This window comes from Enterococcus sp. AZ141 (genome assembly GCF_051714385.1).
Classification (GTDB): domain Bacteria; phylum Bacillota; class Bacilli; order Lactobacillales; family Enterococcaceae; genus Enterococcus_D; species Enterococcus_D entomosocium.
On record NZ_JBIORT010000001.1, the window covers coordinates 3,220,183 to 3,238,922 of the forward strand.

At 43.4% G+C, this 18,740-nt stretch carries 14 protein-coding genes and 1 riboswitch; of the genes, 1 reads left to right on the forward strand and 13 read right to left on the reverse strand.

The genetic code is table 11. From position 1 onward, the window contains the following. Positions 1-5 precede the first annotated feature (5 nt). The 11 genes from IGI89_RS14850 to recQ form a co-directional block, all read right to left on the reverse strand. A complete protein-coding gene (locus IGI89_RS14850; protein WP_005236527.1) occupies positions 6-1,649 on the reverse strand; it encodes a hypothetical protein in 1,644 nt (547 codons plus the stop codon). 18 nt (positions 1,650-1,667) lie between these two features. Continuing rightward, positions 1,668-2,543, reverse strand: a complete 876-nt coding sequence (locus IGI89_RS14855; protein WP_005236529.1) for a carbohydrate ABC transporter permease — start codon at positions 2,541-2,543, stop codon at positions 1,668-1,670. Between the two features lie 12 nt (positions 2,544-2,555). Next, positions 2,556-3,503: an ABC transporter permease gene (locus IGI89_RS14860; protein WP_005236531.1), complete on the reverse strand. Its 948-nt coding sequence runs from the start codon at positions 3,501-3,503 to the stop codon at positions 2,556-2,558. Between the two features lie 57 nt (positions 3,504-3,560). Further along, positions 3,561-4,478 carry an ROK family protein gene (locus IGI89_RS14865; protein WP_008381552.1) on the reverse strand — a complete coding sequence of 306 codons (918 nt, stop codon included), beginning with the start codon at positions 4,476-4,478 and terminating at the stop codon, positions 3,561-3,563. Positions 4,479-4,491: 13 nt separating this feature from the next. Further along, the gene (locus IGI89_RS14870) at positions 4,492-5,493 is read right to left on the reverse strand and encodes a LacI family DNA-binding transcriptional regulator (protein ID WP_008381553.1); all 1,002 of its coding nucleotides are present in this window, start codon (positions 5,491-5,493) and stop codon (positions 4,492-4,494) included. A gap of 223 nt (positions 5,494-5,716) precedes the next feature. Next, the gene (locus IGI89_RS14875; protein WP_438735802.1) at positions 5,717-7,861 is read right to left on the reverse strand and encodes a glycoside hydrolase family 3 N-terminal domain-containing protein; all 2,145 of its coding nucleotides are present in this window, start codon (positions 7,859-7,861) and stop codon (positions 5,717-5,719) included. 303 nt (positions 7,862-8,164) lie between these two features. Continuing rightward, positions 8,165-10,480 carry a lectin-like domain-containing protein gene (locus IGI89_RS14880; protein WP_438735803.1) on the reverse strand — a complete coding sequence of 772 codons (2,316 nt, stop codon included), beginning with the start codon at positions 10,478-10,480 and terminating at the stop codon, positions 8,165-8,167. Positions 10,481-10,525: 45 nt separating this feature from the next. After that, the gene (locus tag IGI89_RS14885; protein ID WP_008381556.1) at positions 10,526-10,891 is read right to left on the reverse strand and encodes a hypothetical protein; all 366 of its coding nucleotides are present in this window, start codon (positions 10,889-10,891) and stop codon (positions 10,526-10,528) included. Between the two features lie 427 nt (positions 10,892-11,318). Then, complete coding sequence (locus IGI89_RS14890; RefSeq protein WP_005236546.1) at positions 11,319-12,059, reverse strand: MurR/RpiR family transcriptional regulator; 741 nt, start codon at positions 12,057-12,059, stop codon at positions 11,319-11,321. Positions 12,060-12,116: 57 nt separating this feature from the next. Next, complete coding sequence (locus IGI89_RS14895; RefSeq protein ID WP_005236549.1) at positions 12,117-12,536, reverse strand: GNAT family N-acetyltransferase; 420 nt, start codon at positions 12,534-12,536, stop codon at positions 12,117-12,119. A 57-nt stretch (positions 12,537-12,593) separates the two neighbouring features. Next, a complete protein-coding gene (recQ, locus tag IGI89_RS14900; protein WP_005236551.1) occupies positions 12,594-14,360 on the reverse strand; it encodes a DNA helicase RecQ in 1,767 nt (588 codons plus the stop codon). A 118-nt stretch (positions 14,361-14,478) separates the two neighbouring features. On the opposite strand from recQ, the gene IGI89_RS14905 reads away from it, so the two are divergent. Next, entirely contained in the window at positions 14,479-15,594 is a 1,116-nt protein-coding gene (locus IGI89_RS14905; protein ID WP_438735804.1) for an NAD(P)/FAD-dependent oxidoreductase, read from the forward strand. A 93-nt stretch (positions 15,595-15,687) separates the two neighbouring features. Here the strand turns inward: IGI89_RS14905 and IGI89_RS14910 are convergent, their stop codons facing one another. Both IGI89_RS14910 and IGI89_RS14915 read right to left on the reverse strand, forming a co-directional pair. Further along, a complete protein-coding gene (locus IGI89_RS14910) occupies positions 15,688-16,698 on the reverse strand; it encodes a plasmid pRiA4b ORF-3 family protein (protein ID WP_008381564.1) in 1,011 nt (336 codons plus the stop codon). 65 nt (positions 16,699-16,763) lie between these two features. Further along, positions 16,764-18,314: a metal ABC transporter solute-binding protein, Zn/Mn family gene (locus IGI89_RS14915; RefSeq protein WP_438735805.1), complete on the reverse strand. Its 1,551-nt coding sequence runs from the start codon at positions 18,312-18,314 to the stop codon at positions 16,764-16,766. Between the two features lie 323 nt (positions 18,315-18,637). After that, positions 18,638-18,737, forward strand: a riboswitch (TPP riboswitch). Positions 18,738-18,740 lie beyond the last annotated feature (3 nt).

The window sequence follows — 18,740 nt, forward strand, 5'->3', positions numbered from 1 at the left end:
CACCTTTAGTTTAATTTTTCAATATTTTCAGCGATTTTCTCATTTCGGTAATCAACGATTGCTGACCATCCATTGTTTTCTCGTTCTTTTAGGTAGTCTTCCCAAATCTGACGGCCCGCTTCTTCCGAGTCTGCTTGAATAAAGTTGACCAACGCTTGCACTCTTGCTGTGTTGATGGAAGTGAGGTTTCTTGCTTCAGAACCGGTGCGAGGATCAATGTCTTCGATCTCAAAACGCGGCGCCAATTTGTCTTGCGACCATTCCACCATCTGCCGAATCGATGTTGCTGGTTTTTGTCCCATTTGAATGGCGTAATTGTCATTGCCAACAAACCAATAAGAACCTAAACCAATTTCCTTATCAAAGCGAGCAATATCAGAATTTCGTAACGCTTCTGTTTCTTCTGAGTACTCAACCACGCCATCCACAAGATTGTATGTTTCCCCTTCGATACCAAAGGTAGTGACCATCGTGCCATACTCACTTGCTAAATACGTCAAAAGTTCCATGGCTTTTTGGGGTTCTTTTGTCGACGTCGTGATGAAGGTTTGTGTCCATCCACCAATATTTCCGCCAGTAAAAGTGGAATCATCGCCATTCGAATTTTTCGGACCATCGACGGCAATATAGGTTTGCTCAGGATTACGGGCATTATTATCGGACATAAACTCATTGAGTCCCTTCGTATTCGTATGCAGGTAAGCAAAATAACGCCCTTGTCCTAGTTTTTCCTTCATCGTGTTGTCATTGTCTGAAAACTGGTCATTGTTGATGTATCCCTCATTGTACGCTTTTCTAAATGTCTCGATCCAAGTGATGTACTCCTCATCAGCGTCACGATCATTGAATTGACCGTCTACACTTGGTGCGATACTGAGAAAGTCTTGCAAAGTACCACCATAGGCGCCATCCCCACCATTGGAAATATCTAGTGCAGTCGAAGCAAATGGGACTAGAGCTGCACCATCATCTGCTGTCGGAAATGCTTCTTTTGCCCGTTTTAACGCATCTAAAAATCCTTCTGGCGTCGACATATCGGGTTCACCTAACGCTTCGTAAATATCTTTGCGGACAATGAAAACTTGGTCTCCCACTACATTGCCGTCCTCATAATCTTGTGCAGTCGTGGAAAAGCTCGGGTATCCATAAATGTTGCCATCTTCTAAAGTAAACCATTGAACAGATTCCGGTTTCGCTGCATGTTCTAAGAAGTAAGGGTCATATTTTTCTGCCAAAAGATTCAATGGCAAGGCAAATTTTGTCGCTTCATTTGCAGCAGACAGGTTTTTATCGAAGGTCATGATATCTGGAAGATCGCCACCAGCTAGCATCGTATTAAGGTTCTCGTCATTTCCTGAAATAAATTCGACATTGATATTCATGTCTTCTTTGATTTTTCGCGTCACAGTGTCTTTGCCCCACCCCGGCTGAGCATACCAATCAAAATTGACATACCATTTTAAGGTCGCTTCATGGTCGGTGTCTTTTTGCCAGCTTGGTGTATCTTTGTCTGCTTCAAAGCGAGCTTCTGGCAGATCTTCTACCTCAGCAGCTCCTTTTGACTCGCTGCTGGAATTACCACAGGCACCTAATACCATGACTGATGTACATACGAGACCGATCCCTAAAAATAATTTGCTTGCTTTCATTTTTTTCTCTCCTTTTGTCTATTCTTTTACTGATCCAAGAGTCATCCCTTGAATAAAGTACTTTTGTAAAAATGGGTAGATCACGACGACAGGAACCGTCGTTACCACCATGGTTGCTAATTGCAATGACTGTGAAGTTGTATTTCTGACAACATTGGTTCCGGTCGCCACTGCGGGCGATAGATTTTCCGAAACGATCCGAAATAGTAGCATTTGTAAAGGATATAAACTACGATCATCCACATAGATATTGGCGGTCATGTAGTCGTTCCACTGAAAGACGCCGTGGAATAATGCAATGGTTGCCAAAACTGGAAGGGACAATGGCAAAATGATTTTCACGAAAATAATAAAAGGATTCGCGCCATCCATCATGGCAGATTCTTCCAGCGAAAATGGAATGCTCCGGAAAAAATTCATCAAAATCACCATATCGTAAAAAGAAAATAAGACAGGAATGATGTAAACCCAAAAATTATTTAACAACCCTAATTCTTTGAATAAGAGAAAGGTTGGGATCATTCCTCCGGAAACGAACATCGTTAAAATCCCCATGTTCATGTAGATTTTCCGTCCCATTAAGTTTCTGCGACTCATCCCATAGGCGACCATCGCCGTTAATGCCGTATGCAAAACAACGCCAATCACTGTTTTTGCAACTGAGATAACAAAAGCTTTATAGATCGCAGAATCTTCAAAAACGGTGTAGTAACTTTCTAGTGAAAATTCCCGTGGCCAGAAATAGATCCCCCCTCTTGCGGCATCGGTTGCATCATTGAACGACAAAGCGACGATATTCCATAATGGCAACGCAATGATGGCTAAAAAGAATACCATGAAAATCACATTGGCGGTATTGAAGATCTTCTCATCTTTTGAAAATGTTTGTTTCATACTTTTCCTCCTCTAAAAGACTGATTCATCACTGATTTTTTTGGTCAAAAGATGACTTCCTACTACGAGGATCAAAGAAACAACCGACACAAACAGGCCAACGGCGGTCGCATAGGAGAAGTCTCCTTGTTGGATCCCCATTTTATAGACAAATGAATTAATGACTTCACTGGACTGATAATTGACAGGGTTTTGTAAGACGAGTGTCTGATCGAGGTTTGAACCCAATAACCCCCCCACTGACAAAACAAATGTCAAGGCGATAATATGACGGATCGAAGGAATCGTGATCCGCGTGATCTGCTGGAACTTCGTGGCGCCATCCATTCTAGCTGCTTCATAAAGAGCTGGATTGATCCCCGTCATAGCAGCGATGTATAAAATCGTATTCCAGCCAACTTCTTTCCAAATATCGGAAATGACTGCAATCGCCCAATATTTTTCGGGATCGGTCAAGAAGCGGATCGGTTCATCGATCAACCCAAAACCTAACAGTAGATTATTGACCAGACCGGTATCAGACAACCACGTAATAAACATGCCACCTAAGATGACCCAAGAAAGAAAGTGCGGCAAATAAGACACCGTTTGAACGACCTTCTTCAAGCGCACATGAACGATTTCATTGATCAATACCGCTAAACCAATCGCCGCTGGAAAGCCAATCAGTAGTTTAAAAAAGCTGATGCCCAATGTATTACTCATCACCGTCCAAAACATTGAATCACTAAAAAATTCTTGAAAATATTGAGTACCGACCCACTCCGCATTTGCGATCGAATCAAGAACTGAGTAATCTTTAAACGCGATAACGATCCCATACAATGGGATAAAATTAAAAATAATCATCAAGATAATACCTGGCCAAACCATCGCTTGATAAAAGCTTTGGCTTTTTAGTTTTTGCAAAAATGACCTTTTCTGTGGGGTTGCTTTTAGCATGACACCTTTTGATTCCATTTTTCCACCCTTTCTAAAACGCTTACTTTTTCACCCAAAGGAAATACATGCTTTCCTTTATTGGTTCATCAATTGATAGACCGCACCAATCATACCAGCATCATTTTTTAATTTTGCTCGTTGAATCGGTGCAATCGTGCGACCTTCTAAATAACCAATACTTTCATGGCGAGCTTTTAGCTGGCTCATGGTCTCTTCAAGCCTTGTCATGAAACCATCATTTTCACTGACCCCACCACCAACCAAAATCAGCTCGGGATCAAATGTACTGATCAAATTCAGTAAGCCCACTGATAAATCTTGGAAAAATTGAGCAATCACTTGGTTCGCTACTACTTCTCCTTGTTCTCCTCTCTGGAAGATCTCGACTGCATCTTGAGGCAGATCACTTCGCCCTTGTTGCTGAAGTGCCAGTTGATACTGATGGCAAAGACCACCCACGATGGCTGCTCGTTGATTCAAGGAAACTGACTCTAGATTTCCCTGTTCAGGCAATGTGTCGATCAGCATCCACCCAAATTCACCTGCCATGCCATGACTGCCTCGATAGAGCTGATTGTTGACGATGATCCCGCCACCAATACCAGTTCCCACAACAAGACAAAGATAGTTCTCACAAGCCTGTGCATGCCCAAGCCATTTTTCAGCAATCGCTGCAGCATTGGCATCATTTTCAACAAGGACTGGCAGCTTGACACGTTTCTCTAATTCCAACTTTAGGTTGATTCCATAAAGCGGTTTGATTGATCCTGCCGTGATCATCGTGCCATCTTTTTGGATGATGCCCGGTGCGCTAATACCGACACCTTCGATCATTGCGTCTTGCTGCAGCGATTCGATCAATGCTGTGATGGATTGCAAAAATTTTTCTTTTTCATGAATGGTTGGCATCTGTCCTTTCTTCACAATTTCACCCGTTCTCAAAATCACACCATATTTGATAGCCGTTCCTCCAACATCAATTCCAATAAACATTGCTTCACCCTCATTATTCATTTACTTGTTTTGTCGATTGATTAATACTCAATTCTCCTGGTAAAACGTAGGAGACACCACATGCATTTTCCTCAATCATTTCGATCAAGTGGTTTACTGCCGTGACCCCTTGCAATTGGATTGGATTTTTCACAGTCGTCAACCGAGGCATGAAATAGTCCAAGAGATCGATGCCATCAAAGCCAATTACGCTGAAATCATCCGGCACCCGCCACTTGGTCTCATGGATCGCCTTGACCGTTCCGATCGCACTAAGATCATTTCCCGCCAGAAACGCTGTGGGTAAATCTTTCTGCTCTAGCAAAAACTGTTGCACGCGGACTCTCGTTCGTTCTTCTTCAAAGAACCCCTGCAATTGATAGTCCGACCGTTTAGAAACCCCTGCCTCGTTTAATGCTTCTAAATACCCTCTTAAACGCTCATCACTATCATAAACACCAGTAATACCACTGATAAAGGCAATTTTTTTGTGGCCAAGTGACAAAAGATACTCGGTGGCTGCTTTCCCTTTTTCGAAAGAATCAAAGACTACACTGCCGAAGTTCTTCTCTTGAATGTTTCGATCGATAAAGACGGCTTTGATTTGTTCTCGTTCCATCGCAGCCAAATCCTGCTTCGTTAAAAAATCTTCAAATCCAATAATGCCATCAACAACACCACCTAAAATACTATTGAGGACAACGCGCTTATCTGCAGATAAAAACACGTTGACTGCATACCCATGTTTTTCTGCCTCTCTGGCAATGGCTTCAACTAGTACGCTAAAGTAGGGGCCCTTAATGCTGGTGGTGTAAAAACCAAGCATCTTGGTTTTCGTGTTTTTTAATTGTTTGCCCATCAAATTTGGGACATAATGCAACCGCTGCGCGGCAGCCATCACACGTTCTTTCGTTGCGGGCCGAACAACATCGACACCGTTTAATGCTTTAGACACGGTCGCAATCGACACGTTTGCCTCCTTTGCCACTTCCCGAATCGTGATTCGATTTGTCAAATGATTCTCCCCTCCTGAAGGATTCTTCCCAAAAATAAAAACGTTTTTATTTTGCTGAAAAAATCAACGACCACTCTAAGGTTGGCCATCCGATAAACCAACTATATATAAAAACGTTTTCACCTACAATGGTTCTAGGACTAGTTGGCGCATGTACCAGCACCTTGAAACCTGTGCCACTTTGGTACAAGTTGTACCCGAAAAAAAAAGCCTCGAAAGGCTTTTAAATCGTGAGCGTACCAATCAACTTCGCTGAGGCAGCAGCAAAGCCAAGGTATAAGGAAATCGTACCAGGATCACTTTCTGTCGAGAAATCGGAATGAACATAAGCAAAATCCTCTGGTGTAACATAGAATGAATGCTGCCTTTCTTCGGCTGCAGCAAGATGGATTTTTTGCCATTGTTTCAATTCCCTCATCGGTCGTGCTACTTCCGTAACATCGTCTCTGCTATAGAGTTGCAATGTCGTTGTATGCGGCACATCGCCCTCATTTTTCAGTGTGCAACTGATCTCAAATGGCGCACCCTTTTCCTGAGGAATAATGATTTGGGTGTGGGTAATCGTGCATTTACTATAGCCTATCCCCGAGCCAAAAGAAAACAACGGCTCATTTTTTTCATCCATATAGCGCGAAATATATTTTTGATCACTATTCTCTTCTGTCAGTGGCCGACCTGTAGAGAGTTGAGCATAAGTCAACGGCAACTGTCCTTCTGCCCTTGGAAAACTCATAGCTAAACGTCCTTGCGGTTCAGATTCGCCCATCAACAAATCTGCCAATGCATGACCGCCTTCTGATCCAGGGAACCAGGCAATCATGATTGCTTGACAAAGAGGCTCGATGGCGGTCAAAACCAGTGGTCTGCCACAGAAAAGAATCGTTGCGATCCTAGGATTGACCTGACTTACTGCTTCAATCAATGCTTCTTGCTTTCTTGATAAAGAAAGTTTGGTCAGACTTGCCGCTTCTCCCGCTTCCTCGCTGGTTTCCCCCAGAGCCAATAAAACGACCTCAGCTCCTTTAGCGACTTTACACGCCTCATCAAGAAAGGCGCTCGTCAACATTTCCCCATCAGGGTACGGTAAGACAGTTAAGTCAATTTCTTTTTGAGAAAGACCTTCCGCTAAGGAGACCGCAGCCTCTGGTTTGCCGATCCACGACCAAGCCCCCAAAAGATCCTTTGAATCTGCTTTGGGACCGATCAGCGCGACCTTTTGCTTTTTCTGCAAAGGCAACAGTGCCTGGTTTTTCAGAAGAACCGTTGTTTGCTTTGCTGCTTCTCGTGAAAGAAGACGGGTTTCCTTTAGGAGTCTAGGCGTTAAGTTTTCCGGTGCTAACCCTCTATAAGGGTCTTCAAAAAGGCCTAGCTTGTTCTTTAAATGTAGCACATGAAAAACCGCCTTATTCAACTGCTCTTTCATAGCAGGATCTGCCTGAATGATTTGCTCTAGTGCGTTCAAATAGCAATCACTCATCATATCCATTTCGACACCTGCAGTAAAAGCTTTCTGTGCGGCTTCCTTTCGATCAGCAGCTACACGATGCGCCATCAATTCCGCCACCGCTGCCCAATCTGAGATGATCAAGCCATCAAACCCAAGCTTTTCTCGCAATACTTCCTGCAACAATGGTTGATTGGCTGTGGCCGGCACACCATGGATCGTATTAAAAGAAGTCATGACCAATTCTGCACCAGCTTCAATCGCCGCCTGAAACGCGGGCAGATAATTTTGGTAGAGCTCCAGATCAGACAAATCGACAGTATGGTAATCCCGGCCGCCTTCTGCAGCGCCATAGCCGATAAAGTGTTTGACACAAGCAGCAATTCGCTGTTTATTTTCTGCAAGGGAAGCAGTTCCTTGATACCCTCGTACATAAGCAGCCGTCAACACCGCAGATAAGGTCGGATCTTCCCCATTACTTTCCAAGACCCTCCCCCAGCGCGCGTCTTTAACATGATCCGCCATCGGTGAAAACGTGACATGGACACCAGCTTCTGCCGCTTCTTTTGCTGAAGCTTTAGCAACCTCTTCCACTAACTGCGCATCAAAGGAAGATGCTAAGGCCAGTGGAATTGGGAAAATCGTTTCATACCCATGGATAACATCTGCCATAAAAACAAGAGGAATCTTTAAGCGACTTTTCTGAAGATAAGACGTTTGGATGGCATACACTTGTTCCGCAGTATGAGTGCCCAACACAGAACCAATCGAAAATAATTGGTCTTCACTCATGTGCCATTGTTGCATCGGACCGGTGATTTCTCCTCCTTGCGCAAAAAAATCTGGCGTCAGTTGGACCAACTGGCCCACTTTTTCAGCTACAGTCATTTGGTCAATCAGTTCTTTTAGTTTTACGGTTTGCACTATTATTCTCTCCAATCATTAGGCTCTCTTCTTTTGCTTATCGAACTTGCGGCATTTGCTCCTTCTTAGCAGAAGCAACATGTTGCCGATTCCTTTCATTCAGTATAATTAAAAACGTTTTCAAAAAAAGACGATCTTCATACTTTGGTGCAACTCATGGCAAAAAGGAAAAATCTTCATCATGGTACAAGGTGTACCATGAATAATGGATAACACCAAATCCCCTGATACATCCGACATTATGTCTTCTCCGATGCTAACAAAAAGAAGCTGCAATTCGCTGCAGCTTCTTTTTGTTTATTGTTAAGGAACAAATGAAAGTTCCCAAAGAATGGTTGCTGAATATCTCGTGGCCTGAGGAATCGCACTAATTGGCACCTCAAGTTTGACACTTTGATCCATTGTTTCTCGATCGCCAAAGCGCTGGACCCAAGTGCCTCTGCCTTGGTTGGCACCTGCTTGTGCGATTATCTCCGCATTTCCAACAGTCAGTGCTGCTTGCTGTTTGTGAGTAGGTGGCTCAGACACGTTTTCTCGAGTCGTTACTACATCGATATTGTCTAATAAAATTCTAGCACCAGTCAGTTGATGCCCTTCATCACTTTCAAAAGGCTCTCGTAAGGTTGCATGGAGGGTCCATCCAGAATTTTCCCGCCTCCGATCTGAAACCTGCACATAATTAGGCCGTAGATTATCATTTGGATCAGCCGGCTGAAGCAGTTTCTGCGGCAGGGCATCGTAGGTCGTCGTTTCTGACCGAATGCCAACTGTCCCAAACTGGAATTGGGAAACAAAATCCAAGCTGACAAACCCTTGTTCTGCATCAATCTCAGGCGGATTCTCAGGATTTACTTGCGTATCCGGATCAAGAGGGTCTACTGGTTGCGGAGTACTTTCCAAACCATAAACCAGCCAGTATTCTTGTTCATCTCGGGTGACTCTTGTTTCCAGCGGCTGACCGTCCCGCTCGTAAAGATATTGATAATAAGGAATTGTCAAAGGCAAGATATCAACCGATTCATTTACGAATTCTCCTTGATAGGTTGGTTCCCTCAATGCTACCCCTTCTTCATCTATGTGATTGATCTTGATGTTCGATGGCACGCGATCAAATAAAAAAGTAACATTCTGATGGAAAGGCTGCGGCATAATAGCAAATGTACCTGGGTCAAAGTGTTCTGTGACATACTCAACCCCGTAATAGTCATACCCTAACTGATAGGGTTCATCGCTCTCTCGGTTCTTGGGGTCAAGGGTATGAAGGAAACGTAATGGTAGTTCTAATGTTTCAGTTGGTAGAATATCCTCCCCTGTCTCTCGATCTCGATAATCCACATGGACGGTTCCGGTACCAATGTAATAATTCATCTCTTCAAAATAAAAGGTATGGCGATCACTTCTCGCACCAGTACTACCAGATATAATAAATGCCATTGCAGAAATATCTGATGGCTGCCAATCACTGATGTCACGTTCCCATATCATATCTCTATAAGTAACTTTAAACCAGCGACCTTCATTATTTGGCTGATATTCAATCAGGATCGGATCATCTGCTCCGTTTCTAGCACCCGTAGTTGCTGCTGGAGCATCACCTTCCATATATGTTTCCAGTAATAATGGTGTCCTATGATAAATAAAGCCAGCAAAGGGCGCTCCATTGACAGCTATAGGATCCCTCTCAACGATAAAACCATCCTCGCCAAAAGAACCACGGCTATCATTATAGTTATTGTCTAGCTTAAAAGCGAACGCATCCCTCAAACCTCCGATTCCAAACGCATTGCCATCATAACCTATCCTATAGGTCTCAGAATTGTGAAAGCCAAATGCCATTCCATCTGCGCCAAGTGGTTTAGACCCAATATTGGCTTTACCTTTAAGCGTAAATGGCTGATCCAGACTAATTCTGTCTTTTAACGTAACATAACCGACTGACCTAGATATATCTTCTGTTAGTACTAATAGCCCAGTTTCATCATTGTAAGTAGCAGTGCCTTGGACATCAAAGTGTTCTCTAAAATTGTTTTTGTTAATTGTCACTTCGACCATCTGTCCACTTCTATCATCAGCTTCTGGCTCTCTCGCTTCCGCATCCGCAGCTTGATCTGCTTCCGCAGAGTCATTCTCTTCTTCAGTCGAATCAGTGTCTTCGGCCTCCGTATGATCTAAGATCAGCAGGCGCTGCGTAGCAGTCTCGGCAACGATGATCTCATATTCTCCGATCGTATCCACAAGAATCGGTAAGACAAAAGTCGTTTGTGGGGTCTCGCTGTTCAGCTGCCACACACCTTCGTGGTCTGTTGCTACCACCGTCAGTTCATCGTTCAAAGCTTCCTGATCAATGATTATTTCCTGAGGCAACGCGATGTCCACCGTTTCGAGGGCAACTTCTGAGTAGAAAATAAAATCTATTACGTGCTCGACCTCGCCTTGGATCAGTTCCTCCGCAAAGGAGATTTCTCCACTCACTTCATCGTCGGCCTTCTCCTCGTGTTCTTCCTCTGGTGTCCACGAAAAAATCGTCTCGGCATTCATGATTGTTAATGTTGTAATCAGTGGGAGTAAGGCAAGTAGAACCAGCAACCACTTATTTTTTTTGCGAAAAAATGAGTTCATCGCATTCACTCCTAAATGTCATTTCTCTTATTTTCCCCATGGGATCTAGCCCCACTTAGGGAATGTTGATTTCCCTTTTTTGATAAGTTGTTTTACTACGTATATGTTAAGTGCGGTGATCAGCAAGAGACTTCCAAGAATCACCCAATCCAACCGTTGAATGAAGTTTGTCTGGGGCAGCTGCCCGCCGGGTTTACCCGTGTCTTGCGGTGGACGCGGAACAGGACCGGTTGGTGGAGATGGTTCTGGTTGATCCAAAGGCTCATAAATCCCGGTAAACCCCACTGTCCCCTCCGTTTCCGTTGAACGTCTCTCCTCGCCAAAACTCGTTCTTGTAAACCCGAAAGCGAACAATAAGACCAAACATACTTTCAAAGCCCTTCCTCTAATAGATGCACCGTTGATATCCATTCTCCCTCCTCCTTGTGAGTTGTTCATTTCGAAAACGATGGTTTTCAAACATGTCATACTAATTATATCGATGTTCTACTTAGAATAAAATTCACGATATTCCTCGATCGATGAATATCCTGCATGAAGATAAAAAAAACATACGTTTCATTCATATGTTATTGTTGCAACTATTTTAGAAACTTGCCATCTCCCTTTTATACAACAAAAAGCTCAGTGATCTTAGATTACGTTATTCCTTTAATCCTCGACACCTTGAATCGACGCTTCATGTCAGGCGTCCCTCTCATTTTCTATCAACAAGACTGAACCGTAATTAGCTTGCTAAAATGCAAAAAAACAAACAGGTCCAAAAGTCATCAAAAGAAAAGTCTCTTGATCCATTAAACCTGTTTGTTTTTTTCATTTATTAAAGGAAAAATGTAGCTTATTCCCCTGCGGATAAAGAAAACTGACGAACCGTCTCCGACAACGCTTCGACTAAGAAAAGGCAAGGAATTTGCGTCGTCAAATCTTCATACTTGTTGATGCGTTTCACATCAACTGAATAGTCTAAGACATAATCGGACATTCGCCCCAGTGTGCTGTTGGCGTCACTGGTGATTGCTACAGTGGTGAAGTCAGGATTATTACGAAAGCCATTGACCACTTCAATGATCTCGGTGGTCGTTCCGGTGATTGAAAGGACCACGATCATATTGTCTGACGTATGTTTCAGCTTCGCAAAGATTGGATAGGTATTATCCACCAAAGCATAACTGTTAAATCCGATCGTGGCAAAACGGCGGGCAGCATATTCACACATTGAACCTGACGCACCGATGCCATAAAAAATAATATTCTCACATTCCAGCATTCGTTCAGCGATTCGCCGGATTTTTCCTTCGATGTCTCGCGGGAAGCGTTCCGGATCCAAAACGGTCATACTACTAAAAAAACTGACAGCATCTAACTCAGGTGCTTTGAACTGGGTACGAAATTCTGTAAAGCTCTCATACCCTAATTTACGGATAAAGCGCATAACAGAAGAAGCTGAGGTGTGGGATTCAAGCGCGATCTCACGGACCCGCATATAGGGAATCTTATCACTTTGGCTCGACATATAATGATAAATCGCACGATCGGTCTCTGATAATTCATTGAAATCGATTTTTCCAAAAAAAGACATAGTAAACGCTCCTATTTTCTCATTCTCCTATCAATGTACCACAAGCTAGCAAAAACATCACAACTGTTTGATAAGAAATAATTCCATCGGCTGTTCAAATCCAGGACTTGTCAAAAGTAACCCACCGGCATCTTGGTAACCAAGGTTGCGATAGAAATGCTGTGCCTGCTCGTCGACTTGCGTGGAAGTCAAACAAAGAGCATGGCCGGCTGCTTTTTGCTGTTGTTCCCAATAAGTAACCAACCGTTTCCCAAGTCCCTTGCCTTGATGCGCTTCTGCGATCACTAACATGGTACAAAAAGGAATCGTGTCCCAGAAAAAATTGTAGCGCAGTAACCCTACTGGCTGTTCGTCTGCAACTATTACATAAGCAGTTTTTTCCATTATCTTTTTGGCGAAGACTTCCTTTGGTAAGTGAGTATCCAAAGAAAACCAAAACGCTTGATCTGCAGCTATTGCCGGTCGAATCGTAATCACTGATTTTTCGTCCCTTCCTGCTGTTTTTTTGTCTTATCGTAGAGAAAATGGTCTATTTTAATCACTTTCCGTCTTTTCGTATTCAGAAAGCAATGCTAAAAAGGCATCGCCATACTTATCCAATTTGTTTTGGCCAACCCCTTTGATCTGTAAAAAATCGATCGGCGTTTTTGGCTGAACTTCCGCCAATTCTCGCAGTGTTTTATCAGAAAAAACGACATACGGCGGCAAATTTTGTTCTTGTGCGAGATTCAATCGTAAGGTGCGCAGTTGATCGAACAGTTCATCATCAACCACTAACTGTTTGACTTTGGTTTGTTTTCTATAAACTTTTGCTTTTCCAAGCAACACATCAATCCCCGCATTGGTCACACTTAACAAAGGGTATTGCCCTTCTGACGGCAAAAGATACCCTGATGCTGTTAAATAATCGATCAGCTGATTGACTTCCTTTTGAGACCAATCTTTCATTAATCCATAAGTTGGTAACTTTTCAAAGCCCCACTGTTTGACTTTTTGGTCGCCAGAGCCCGTTAGCACTTTCCCCACCAAGGCTTTCCCGAAGCGTTCGCCCATTCGTTTCACACATGACAACACTTTTTGTGTATCCACTGTGATATCCACTTGTTCTCTTTCATCAAGGCAATTGCTGCAACGACCGCAATCGGGTCCATCTTCTCCAAAATAACGCAAAATATAGCGCTGTAAGCACAGTTGGGTATGTCCGTATTGGCTCATCTCCCGCAATTTCAAGTATTCGTTTTGGCGATAAAGAATATCTGATTCGGATTGATCGATAAAAAATTGCTGAATCTGCATGTCTTGTGGAGCATAAAGTAAGATCGCATCACTGGGTTCGCCGTCTCGTCCGGCACGCCCGGCTTCCTGATAATAAGACTCCAAATTTCCAGGTATCTGGGCATGGATCACGAAACGGACATTGCTTTTGTTGATTCCCATCCCGAATGCATTGGTCGCTACCATCACTTGCAGGCGGTCATAAAGAAATTCTTCTTGGAAAAATGAGCGCTCTTCTTCTGAAAGTCCGCCATGGTAATACCCGACGGACACGCGTTCATGTTTCAACAGGTGATAGATCCGTTCCACTTCCTTGCGGGTACTGGCGTAAATGATACCTGATTGTCCTTGGTTCATTTTCAAATACGTTGTGATGTAGGTATCTTTTTGATCCTTGACGACTTGAAAAGCCAAATTTTCCCGAGCAAACCCGGTTTTGACTTGATTTTCTGCCGGAATTGAAAGTAAGTTTTCGATGTCTTCGGCAACTTTGGGTGTAGCTGTCGCGGTAAGGGCAACGATCGTTGGCTTCTGCTCCCAGTTTTCGATCGTTTCGGCGAGTCGCAGATAGCTCGGGCGAAAATCATGTCCCCATTGGGAAATACAGTGGGCTTCATCAACGGCCAATAAAGCGATCGGCATCTGCCGCAATGAGTAGCGGAAAGATTCTGAGTCTAAGCGTTCTGGCGAAACATACAGCAGTTTGATTCGCCCTTGGCGTGCTTCTTGCAAGCGTTGATTGATCTGTGCTCCTGTCAAGGAAGAATTGATATACGCTGCTGGGATCCCCATATCAACGAGGCTATCTACTTGGTCTTTCATTAATGAAATCAAAGGGGAGATGACCAAGGTCACTCCATCCAGCAAGAGCGCTGGCAATTGATAACAAATGGATTTCCCTCCACCTGTGGGCATGATTCCCAAAACATTTTGTTGTGTTAAAATAGATTGAATAATCGTTTCTTGACCTTCACGAAACTGTGAATAGCCAAAATGTTCTTTTAAGACTGTTTGAATAGTTTGCATAATACCCTCTTTTCCATTTCCTTATTATACGCAATTAAGTACGCAAAGAAAACGGCATTAAGAGAACTTTCGCTTTTTATTCGCTTTTCAATGAAATCAAACAAAGGAGTCTTCTACTATGAAAAAAGTTATGATTATCGGCGGTGGGATCATCGGTTTGACCCTCGCCAATTATCTTGATAAAACCAAATTTGACGTGACTGTCATTGATTCCCTCATCGGTCAAGCAACATCTGCCAGCGCTGGCATCATTTCCCCTTGGCTATCCAAACGCCGCAATAAAAAATGGTACCAGTTAGCACAAGACGGAGCCGCTTTCTTCCCGAAATTGGTACGGGATTTTGCTTTAGATGAATCCATCTATGCCCCATGTGGCACTTTGGTAGTGCGACCAGAAAAGGCGCTTCAAGAACTGGCAGAATTAGCTGAAAATCGACGTAAGGCGGCACCAGGAATCGGCGAAATCGACTTACTGACGGGCTCACAAACCAAAGAGGTATTGCCATTACTAAAAGAAATGCCCTCTTTACGAATCACAGGCGGTGGCCGCTTAGATGGTCAGGCTTATCTTGCCCACTTAAAAGCAAACGCTCAGCAGCAGCAAGTGACTTTTATTGAAGAAAAAGCTGAGATCGTCAGAACCGGCCACCATTGGCAAATCAAAACCAAGGATCACTTTCTTGAGACCGAGATTCTTTGCCTGACAGCTGGACCGGGATTACTAGACTTGTTATCACCTTTAGGGTATCAGGTTGATATCCGTCCGCAAAAAGGCCAGTTGCTCTCTTTTGCCACCAACCTGCCGACAAACAGTTGGCCGGTCGCCATGCTAGAAGGCGAAGGCGACTTGATTCCCTTCTCTAATGGTCAAATTTTATTAGGCGCTACTCATGAAAATGATGCTGGTTGGGATTTGACACCTACTGAAGCAGCCCAGCAGCAATTGATGACAGGAATCGGTGCTTTCCTTGAAGACCCCGAAGCACTCTTTGCTGCCCCAATGACTATGCGAGTCGGCACACGCGCTTACACCTCTGATTTTGCGCCTTTCTTTGGGGAAGTGCCTGATGAAACGAATTTGTTCGCCGCCAGCGGGCTAGGTTCTTCCGGTTTAACGACGGGACCTTACATCGGTTATCTTCTAGCAAATCGGATCAATGAGGTACATGCGCAACCAACAGACTTCTCGTGCTACACCAAACCGATGACAGAGTATATCAAGAAGCGCCTTTGATAGGAAACCACTAAAAAACCACCAGAACCGTTACGGTCTGGTGGTTGTGCTGTTTGATTCTTGTAAAATTACGGACAATTTCCTAACTACTAGTTAAACATATTCTCCTGTTTCCCAATAATCGAGTAAAACTTCATTGATGATCTCACGATCCAGTGGTTCACGGATATCATCATCAAAGGCATCTTCGATCGGGACATCGCCCACAGCTTTGATACAAACCGGGACGACCGGATTCGGATGATCCTCTGCTGTCAACACTTTTTCAATCTTGATCTTATGTGTCCAATCTGCCCCCATATCATAAATATAGGTCATGGACTTACAATACTGAAAATCTTGGTCAATAGCGGACGCATCCGTTGGAACGGAATTGCCTAAGCCGATCGATTTCGAGCCGGCAATAAACAAATACAAATGTTGATTCATCCACTCAAAGGCAATCTGGATCAAAATATGTAGCTGTTCATAGGTCAGCCCTGCAGGAATAATCAAACGACGCCAAATTGGCGGACGGTATCCTTCTAAATCAATACGGACCTGATAGGCGACCGGCGTATCTGCTGCGTCATCAAAGGCCGTATGTTTTGTTGGAAATGGGACGATTTTTGGCGAGATTGCAGCAATCCGTGGGTCATCAACGGGCAATAGATCATGTTCTTCGGGATCGGTGTCTTTAATCATTGCTAACATCGCTTCTTTCTTTTCAGCTGACCAAAACTGTGGTTTGGACATCCGAGCGAAAAAGATAGGTTGTTTTTCAGCCAATACAAAGGCAATTTCTAGGTATTGCGATTTGGTAATATGCTTTTCTTTATACATGCAGTAATAAAAGTCTTCAATGGCTGTTTTGGCAAACGGAAGAAAATTTAGACTGTACGGTACTTCTTGAGGCAGCATTTCAGTATATACCCATTCAACAAAGACTTTGTCTTTTAGTTTGGTCATGCCGCCATCTGTTTCCGCGCAAAAGATCAAGTAAAAAACAGGATCTAAGTAATGCTCAAGATCGTCGTCACTAACCACACTGGGTCCGCCATACAAATCAACGTGATCCATCATCCGGTCAATCACTTTCGCTAATTTCTTCAATGTTTTTTCCAAAAAAATCTCGCTCCTTCCTATCAAGTTTACTTTGACGAAAAGAGCGAGGATTGTCAATCTTTTTTTTAATGGGAAAGCATTTCCTGTGCAATTTCTAATCCGCTCATCCCCGTTGGGTAATAGGTCGGCCAATGCTCCATTTCCTCTAGTAACGCTTCATGACTCTCGTTGCCAAAGTAGATATGGAAATGATGTGAAGCACCTGGTGCGATCATATGGTCGCTAAATTGGATATATTTGAACGCCGCATCTTCATCGGTGCTTTCAAAAAAGAAGCGTACGCCACGATTACCAGCTGAGTAGTTCAAAACCTCTTTGCCAGTATACACATACTTGGCTTCTTTCTCTGTACCATCATCAAAAATAAATGTCATTGTATTGTCTGTGATCTTGATCTGAGCAACATCCGTTTGATACCCTGTCGTATAATACTCTTTGTATTCGTCAGCTGTCATTTTCTTGTCCATTTTTGCTTTATAATCAAACACTTGATCCAATGTTCCGTCTTGTAAAAATGGGTAAACGGATTGCCAGTCTCCTGCCCAGTCAGATAAAGGACGGTCTTGTACATCGGCATCCTCAAAGTAGCCGTTATAAACTGTTTTTTCTTTTTCGGCTTCAGCCATTTCTTTGTCATTTGCTACATCGGTGGTTTTTCTCAAGGCATCGCGGTTTTGCTCCATAATTGAAATGTAGTCTTCCCCGTTATCCATCTGCTCTTGGGTCAAGCCTTCTAATGGATTCAAAACAGCCAGTTCGACTCCTGCTTCTGACGCTAACGTCCGGGCAATGCTGTCTTTGGCATTTTCTTCAAAATAGATCGTCTGAATGCCTGTTTCTTGAACGAACTCTTTTAGTTCTGCGATCCGTGAAGCGGAAGGCTCTTCACTTGGTGAAAGACCGGAGATCGGAACTTGGGTCAATCCGTATTCTAAAGCTAAATAACCAAAAGCGGCGTGCTGCGTTACAAAATGATTTTGCGCCGGATTGCTAAATGCTTCTTCATACGATTCATGAAGATCTTGTAACTGTGCTAAATAATTTGCAGCATTTTCAGCAAAGGCTGTCGCTTTCGCTGGATAAGCCTCACTCAGCTGGTCACGGATCGCCTCTACTTGTTTCATGGCTAAGCTTGGGGCTAACCAGACATGGGGATCTAATTCATGAGAATGACCATCATCGTCGTGGTCATGATCGTGATCGTGATCGTGGTCGTGGTCATCGTCACCGGGTAACAGGACCATTCCTTCTGTGGCTTTAACCACTGTCACATCCCCGTCATTTAACGTGGCTTCAATCGAAGGAACCCACATTTCCATGTTCTCGTTGTTGTAGACGAAAACATCCGCATCTTGGATCTTTGCCATATCTTTTGCAGAAGGTTCATAATCGTGGGAATCAGTGCCCGCGGGCATCAATAATTCAACCTCCCCTTCATCCCCTACAACTTGACGAGTAAAATCATACATCGGATAAAACGTAGCCATGACCTGGATTTGTTCATTATCAGAAGCAGCGTTGCCTGATTGTTCAGTTGCATCAGAGCCTCCTTGTCCACAGGCCGCCAAAGCTAGGGCTACTGTTGATAACATCGTTATTTTAAAAAACTTCTTCATTTTCAAAATACACTCCTTTTTATTTTTCCATATTTCCTTTTCCTCGGCAAAACACTGATAAATCAATTACGATTTACAAAAACAAAACGTAACGTTTACGTTTTACCATCGGTTTTCTACTTTACACAACTATTTACTCCTTGTCAACAGCTTTTCAAGATGTTTTTTTATATGTAAAAACTTTCATATGTACCACTGCTGATATCATTATTAACTTACTGAATGGATCGGTTGATTCGGCAACAATCGGCAAATGACGAAAATTGCTATCTATTGTCCTTTGTCGCCTCCTGTGCTACACTCGAGGGGTAATTGAATACAAGATTATCCACTAGGGGCGCTTTATGCTGAGATAGACGTATGTCTGGTCCCTTAGAACCTGATTTGGTTAGTACCAACGTAGGGAAGTGGCAGCGCATGATTTTT

Excerpts from the sequence above, each read along its gene's own strand:
- IGI89_RS14850 (WP_005236527.1), bottom strand. The coding sequence starts at position 1,649 with ATGAAAGCAAGCAAATTATTTTTAGGGATCGGTCTCGTATGTACATCA.
- IGI89_RS14855 (WP_005236529.1), bottom strand. The coding sequence starts at position 2,543 with ATGAAACAAACATTTTCAAAAGATGAGAAGATCTTCAATACCGCCAAT.
- IGI89_RS14860 (WP_005236531.1), bottom strand. The coding sequence starts at position 3,503 with ATGGAATCAAAAGGTGTCATGCTAAAAGCAACCCCACAGAAAAGGTCA.
- IGI89_RS14865 (WP_008381552.1), bottom strand. The coding sequence starts at position 4,478 with ATGTTTATTGGAATTGATGTTGGAGGAACGGCTATCAAATATGGTGTG.
- IGI89_RS14880 (WP_438735803.1), bottom strand. The coding sequence starts at position 10,480 with ATGAACTCATTTTTTCGCAAAAAAAATAAGTGGTTGCTGGTTCTACTT.
- IGI89_RS14885 (WP_008381556.1), bottom strand. The coding sequence starts at position 10,891 with ATGGATATCAACGGTGCATCTATTAGAGGAAGGGCTTTGAAAGTATGT.
- IGI89_RS14890 (WP_005236546.1), bottom strand. The coding sequence starts at position 12,059 with ATGTCTTTTTTTGGAAAAATCGATTTCAATGAATTATCAGAGACCGAT.
- recQ (WP_005236551.1), bottom strand. The coding sequence starts at position 14,360 with ATGCAAACTATTCAAACAGTCTTAAAAGAACATTTTGGCTATTCACAG.
- IGI89_RS14905 (WP_438735804.1), top strand. The coding sequence starts at position 14,479 with ATGAAAAAAGTTATGATTATCGGCGGTGGGATCATCGGTTTGACCCTC.
- IGI89_RS14915 (WP_438735805.1), bottom strand. The coding sequence starts at position 18,314 with ATGAAGAAGTTTTTTAAAATAACGATGTTATCAACAGTAGCCCTAGCT.